General features: G+C 66.0%; 6 protein-coding genes. All 6 read left to right on the top strand.

The window, feature by feature from the left end:
- A partial coding sequence (locus IRZ31_RS19690; protein ID WP_297156939.1) for a 1-acyl-sn-glycerol-3-phosphate acyltransferase occupies window positions 1-454 on the top strand: 454 nt, incomplete at its 5' end.
- Window positions 451-2,001 carry a phytoene desaturase family protein gene (crtI, locus tag IRZ31_RS19695; RefSeq protein WP_297156942.1) on the top strand — a complete coding sequence of 517 codons (1,551 nt, stop codon included), beginning with the start codon at window positions 451-453 and terminating at the stop codon, window positions 1,999-2,001. The genes IRZ31_RS19690 and crtI, both read left to right, overlap by 4 nt.
- On the top strand, window positions 1,989-2,945 hold the full coding sequence (gene uvsE / locus IRZ31_RS19700) for a UV DNA damage repair endonuclease UvsE (protein ID WP_297156945.1): 957 nt from the start codon (window positions 1,989-1,991) through the stop codon (window positions 2,943-2,945). Before crtI ends, uvsE begins: the two co-directional genes overlap by 13 nt.
- Before the next feature lie 101 nt (window positions 2,946-3,046).
- On the top strand, window positions 3,047-4,348 hold the full coding sequence (locus IRZ31_RS19705; RefSeq protein WP_297156947.1) for an NAD(P)/FAD-dependent oxidoreductase: 1,302 nt from the start codon (window positions 3,047-3,049) through the stop codon (window positions 4,346-4,348).
- A gap of 19 nt (window positions 4,349-4,367) precedes the next feature.
- Window positions 4,368-4,865, top strand: a complete 498-nt coding sequence (locus IRZ31_RS19710; protein ID WP_297156950.1) for a DUF6789 family protein — start codon at window positions 4,368-4,370, stop codon at window positions 4,863-4,865.
- A 207-nt stretch (window positions 4,866-5,072) separates the two neighbouring features.
- Window positions 5,073-5,855 carry a ferritin-like domain-containing protein gene (locus IRZ31_RS19715; protein ID WP_297156953.1) on the top strand — a complete coding sequence of 261 codons (783 nt, stop codon included), beginning with the start codon at window positions 5,073-5,075 and terminating at the stop codon, window positions 5,853-5,855.
- Window positions 5,856-5,866 lie beyond the last annotated feature (11 nt).

Raw genomic sequence — 5,866 nt, forward strand, 5'->3', positions numbered from 1 at the left:
TTATTTGGGGGGGCCGGGTTCTTTTTTTTTAACCCCCCCGCCCCCCCCCGGGCGCGGGGCGGGGCCCCCGCCCCGCGACCTGCTGCGGCGTGGCCGCCTGCTGGTTGTCTTCCCCGAGGGCTATCCCGTGGTTGATCCTCGACCCTCACCCCGCTCCCCAGAGCAGGCTCTGCTCCCTTTCCGGCCTGGCTTTGCCCGCCTCGTCGAACTCGCCGAGCGCGAGAGGGGCGCCAGCATTCCGGTGCTCCCAGCGGGCATCATCTGGAGTGAGACACGCTCGCCATCCCTGACGCTGCGTCTGGGGGCGCCCCTCTTCCGCCGTCTCTATGCCGACACCGCCCAATTCATGGCGGCGGTCGAAAGTTGCGTGCGGGTGCTCTCTGGACTTGATCATGGCCAGGGCCAGTGCCAACCCCTGACGCTGTTGCCCGGAAAGGAGGTGTTGCACTCATGAGCAACCGCTCCAGTCTGACGCCTGCTTCCAATAGGCTGCCAGCGGGCGCGAGCGGTGCGCGGCCCCGAGTGATCGTCATCGGGGCGGGCTTTGGCGGCCTGGCGGCGGCCATTCGCTTGCAGGCCGCCGGAACTCAGGTCACCCTGGTCGAAGCGCGCCCACGTCCTGGGGGGCGCGCCTACCAGCTCAGAGCCGATGGCTTTACTTTCGACATGGGGCCAAGCCTGCTCACAGCTCCCTGGCTGCTGCAGGATCTCTGGCAGGCTGCCGGGCGCCAGCTAGAAGATGACCTGACCCTGGTGCCCCTGCGTCCCTTCTATCGCATCTACTTTGCTGACGGCAACCACTTCGACTACTGGGGCAGCCCTGCTGAGGACGAGGCTGAGATCGCACGCTTCGAGCCGCGCGACGTCGCCGGCTATCGCGCCTTTTTGCGCGATACGGCCCGCATCTATCAGCGGGCCTTTGCTGAGCTGGCCGGCGAGCCCTTTCTGCGCCTGGGCGACTTCCTGCGCGTAGCCCCGGAGCTGGTGCGCCTGGGAGCCCAACGCAGCGTCTACCGCTTCGTCTCCCGTTACTTCCGCCATCCACAGCTGCGCATGGTGTTCTCGTTTCATCCGCTGTTCATCGGTGGCAATCCCTTCCGCGCCAGCGCCATCTACAGCATTGTGCCCTATCTAGAGCGCCTGGGGGGCGTCCACTTTGTGCCCGGAGGCATGTATACCCTGGTCGAGGCCATGACACGCCTCTTCACCGCGCTGGGCGGCGAGCTGCGCTGCGGCCAGCCCGTGGAGCGCATTCTGGTGCGCGCCGGACGAGTCTGGGGGGTGCTCCTGGCTGACGGAGCCCTGCTGCAAGCCGAGGCCGTGGTTGCCAATAGCGACGTCGCCACCACCTATCTGCGCCTGCTGCCTCCCGAAGTACGCCCCCGCGAACTCTGGCGGCGTCTGGAGCAGGCCCGCTACTCGATGAGCTGCTTTCTGCTCTACCTCGGCCTCAACCAACAGTATCCGCAACTGCGCCATCACACGATCTTTATGCCACGCAACTATCGGGGGATGATCCAGCAGCTCTTTGACGGCCAGGGCTTGCCAGATGACCTGGCGCTCTACTTGCACACGCCGACGCGCACCGATGCCTCGATGGCTCCGCCCGGAGGTGAGAGCCTCTATGTCCTGGCGCCGGTGCCACATCTCGGGCACGGCGTCGACTGGCAGCGCGAGACACCGGCTTTCCGTGAGCGCATCCTGCACTATCTCGAAGCGCAGGCGGGTCTGCGTGGCCTGCAGGCCAGCATCGTCAGCGAGCACCGCTTGACGCCCCTCGACTTCGCCGGCGAGCTACGTAGCTATCTGGGTGCGGCCTTCTCCCTGGAGCCAACGCTTTTCCAATCGGCCTACTTCCGTCCGCACAACCGCGCCGCCCAGGTTGACGGCCTCTACTTTGTGGGAGCTGGCACTCATCCCGGGGCGGGCATTCCGGGCGTGCTGCTCTCAGCTGCTATCACATCCCGTCTTGTGCGGGAGGACCTGGCATGTCGCACCTGAAGCGAAGCGCTGGCTGCCCAGACGGCATACGGCTCGGCTATGCCTGTGTCAATCTCTCGCTGGGGGGCAAGATGCGCAGCCTGCGCCTGGCCACACTGCGCGAGCGCGGCCTGGCCTATCTGCAGGCTCTGGTCGATGAGAATCTGGCGCTCCTCGTGGACATCCTGCGCTGGAACCTGGCTCAGGGCATCAGCGTCTTCCGCATCTCCTCAGATCTGGTGCCGCTCGGCTCCCATCCCGAGGTTTCGCTAGAGCAGATCCATTTTGATCCCGCGCAGGTGGCCGAGGTGGCGCGGCTGACCAGCGCGGGCAATATGCGCCTCTCGATGCATCCTGGTCAATATACGCTCATCTCCGCCGACGGCCCCGTCTGGGAAAGCAGCTATCGCGACCTGTGCTATCACGCCGAGGTTATGGAGCGGCTCGGCATCGAGGGCGACATCATCCTGCACGGCGGTGGCGTCTACGGCGACCGCGCTGCCACAGCCCGCCGCATCCTGGCCCATATCGCAGCACTACCCGAGAGCGTGCGCCGGCGTTTGCGCCTGGAGAACGACGAGCGCTGCTGGTCGGTGCAGCAGCTGCTGCCGATCTGCGAGGTGAGCGCCCTGCCACTCGTGGTCGACAATCTGCATCATGCCCTCAACGGGGCCGCGGAGACGCCGCTAGAGGGCCTGCCCTGGGAGCGCATTCTGACAACCTGGAACGGACGCCGGCCCAAGCTGCACTACGCCGAGCAGAATCCCAGCAAGCGCCCCGGGGCCCACAGTGATTACGTCAGCCCCACTGGCTTCCGCAGCTTTCTGGCCGCTGTCCCTTGGCCCGACTATGATGTCATGCTCGAATGCAAGGCCAAGGACCTGGCCCTGCTGCGCCTGCGTCAGGAGCTGGAGGCAGCTCAGGCTCCTGCCTGGGAAGAGAGCGCGCCCGAGGGCAGGATCTGACTGACTCCTGTCCTGGCCCGCGTCCGTGCTGAATGCAGGAGTAAGATCCGTCTACCCATTCCGGAGGTACTGGAGTAGCGAGAGGAGGAAGAAGGTTTCTTATGGTACTCATCGTTGGAGCCGGCCTGGCCGGCCTGACCTGCGCCCGGCATCTGAGCCAGGCCGGGCTGAATGTCCTGCTCCTGGAGGCTGCCGACCGTCCCGGGGGACGAGTCAGCACCGACCGCCATCCCGAGGGCTTCCTGCTCGACCGCGGCTTCCAGGTCTTGTTTAGCGCCTATCCCGCCGTGCAGCGTGAGCTGGATCTCGCTGCGCTCAGACCGGGGCGCTTTCTGCCTGGGGCCTGGCTTGTCAAAGGGGGCCGACGCTATCCTCTGGCTGATCCGCGGCGCCAGCCTGGCTGGCTGGCTGGCTCGGCCAGCAATCCGCTCATTCCGCTGGCCGACAAGTGGCGCGTCCTGCGTCTGACGCGCACGATCCTGCAGACGGCCTCGGCGGAAGGCCCTGCGGCCTGGCCGATCGCCACGCTCGACGAAACAAGCGATCTGTACCTGCGTCACTGGGGCTTTAGCCGCGAGGGCTTCATCGCTAACTTCGCCCGCCCCTTCTTCGGCGGCATCTTTCTCGATCGGGACCTGCAGACCAGCGCCCGCATGTTGCGCTTTGTCTGGCGCATGCTGGCGAGCGGCGATATTGTCTTACCGGAGCAGGGTATGGGCGCCATTGCCGCCCAGCTTGCCGCCTCCTTGCCGGCCAACAGCCTCCGTCTGGGCGCGCGTGTCGTGGCCCTGCTGCGCGAGCACGGGCGCGTCACTGGGGTGCGCCTGGCGAGCGGCGAGACGCTGCAGGCCGAGGCCGTCATCGTCGCCACCGACAGCCCTGCCGCCGCTCAGCTCACCGGTCTGCCCTTGCCAACCGCAGGGCGCAGCTGCACCTGCCTCTACTTCGCCGGCCTGGAATCGCTGTACAGCGAGCCGGCGCTACTCCTCAACTGCGAACCCGACGGACTGGTGAACCACGCCGTGCAGCTCACCAATATTGTCCCACACTATGCCCCGCCGGGGCAGCATCTGCTCTCGGCCACCATCCTTGATGCCGCGGCCCAGGCCGAGGATGACGAGCGCCTGGCTCAGCGCGCCCTGCAAGAGCTGGCCGGCTGGTTCCCCGAGCGTGATCTGCAGCGCTGGCGTCTGCTGGGCGTCTATCGTCTTCCCTTTGCTCAGTTCGCCCAGCCGCCGGGCATCTTCGCGCGCCTGCCAGAGGCGCGCAGCGAAGAGCCGGGCCTCTATCTGACCGGTGAATACCTGCATTCGAGCAGCATTCACGGCGCCCTCAGCAGTGGAGCGTACACGGCGCGGCTGGTGCTTGCGGACCTGCAGGCGCAGCTACGCACTGCTGGCTGAGAAGAAGGAGCGATAAACGATGCAAGAACTTGTGGAGAGACGCCCGCCGGCCTGGCGTCCTGGACGAGCGGCGCTGGCGGGCCTGCTGGCCACGGGCGTCTACAGTCTCGTGATGGCGCTCGACCAGCGCCTCAGCGGCAACCACTTCAGCGATGTGCGCTTCATCGAGGGCCTGCTTGGAAGCGGAAGGAGGTCGCGGCGCAGTCGTCGCCTGCTGGCCTGGGGACTTCATCTGCTCAACGGCGTTGTGCTGGGGGAGATCTACGCCGCCCTGGTCAGGCCGCGCCTGCCAGGGCCGACCTGGCTCAAGGGACTCCTCTTCGGCGAGGGCTTCCTGGCCTCGGTCTGGTGGCTCGCTCCCCTGGCCGATCGTCTGCATCCGCTCATTCGCCGCGGCGACTTGCCCCGGCTGGCAACCTGGCCCTCCTTTGGCCAGAACCTCCTGCGCCATCTGGCCTTTGGCCTAACGCTGGCCCTGCTCTACGGCGATGAGCGCGAGCTACCGCCGCGCCCCTGAGCTATCCCGCTCGCTCTCCCTGAGCCTTGCACCTTGGGCCAGTGACCACGCGCCCTCATCAGCTGACTGAAATCGGTGAATGTAGATCCTTTTGTTCGAGAGCCTGCTAGAGTGGAACTGTGGGGACGGAAGGCGGTGGAACGTGGGGGAACCCGGAAAGCAAGCAGGCTCTAAGAGAGAGTGTAGAGAAAGGATCAATCCATCGCCATGCAGACCTATATCAATCGCGGCTCTCCGCGCAAGCAGCAGGGGCGTCGGCGCTTTCTCCAGAGGGCCACAGCTGGCCTGGGGCTGGCTGCCGGTGGTCTAGCCCTGCTGGGAGGTGGGGCCAGGCCGCTGGCCGTGCGGGCCCAGGGAGCGCTCACTGAACGGCTCGTGACCCTCGATGATGCCGTCACGCAGATTCTCTCGATCGCGCGTACGGCGGAGCAGTTAGCCGTCACCTTCTACAGCAACGGCATTGCCAACGCGGACGCCCTGGGCATCAGCGGCGATGACCTGGCCTATCTCAAGGCGGCCCTGGTCGAAGAGCAGATCCACCAGCAGTTTTTCACGGCCAACGGCGGCCAGTCGCTGGCTGAGACCTTCAGCTTCCCCAAAGGGGCCCAGACCTTCAGCGACCTCAAGACCTTTATCGAGACCCAACAGCAGCTAGAGGGTGTCTTTGATTCCGCCTTCCTGGCGGCCATCAAAGAGTTTGCAGCGATGGGCCGGCCCGATCTCGCTCAGGTTGCCGGGCAGATCGCCTGTATTGAGGCCGAGCATCGCGCCCTGGGACGAGTGATCGGTGGCCTGCGCCCTGCCGATAACTGGGCCTTCACACCGGTGCTGATCGCCAGCGTCGCCGACGCACCCCAGGTCGTGCAAGACGCCGGCTACCTCAGCCCCACCGAAGGGAACAGCTACCGCTATCATGAGGTCAGCACCGAAGACGCCGGCGTCGAACAGCGCGTACCCTTTGTGGCCAGCAGCGGCGTCGGTCGCGGTTAAGATCCAATCAA

The sequence above is a fragment of the Thermogemmatispora sp. genome, from assembly GCF_019683635.1.
Taxonomy (GTDB): domain Bacteria; phylum Chloroflexota; class Ktedonobacteria; order Ktedonobacterales; family Ktedonobacteraceae; genus Thermogemmatispora.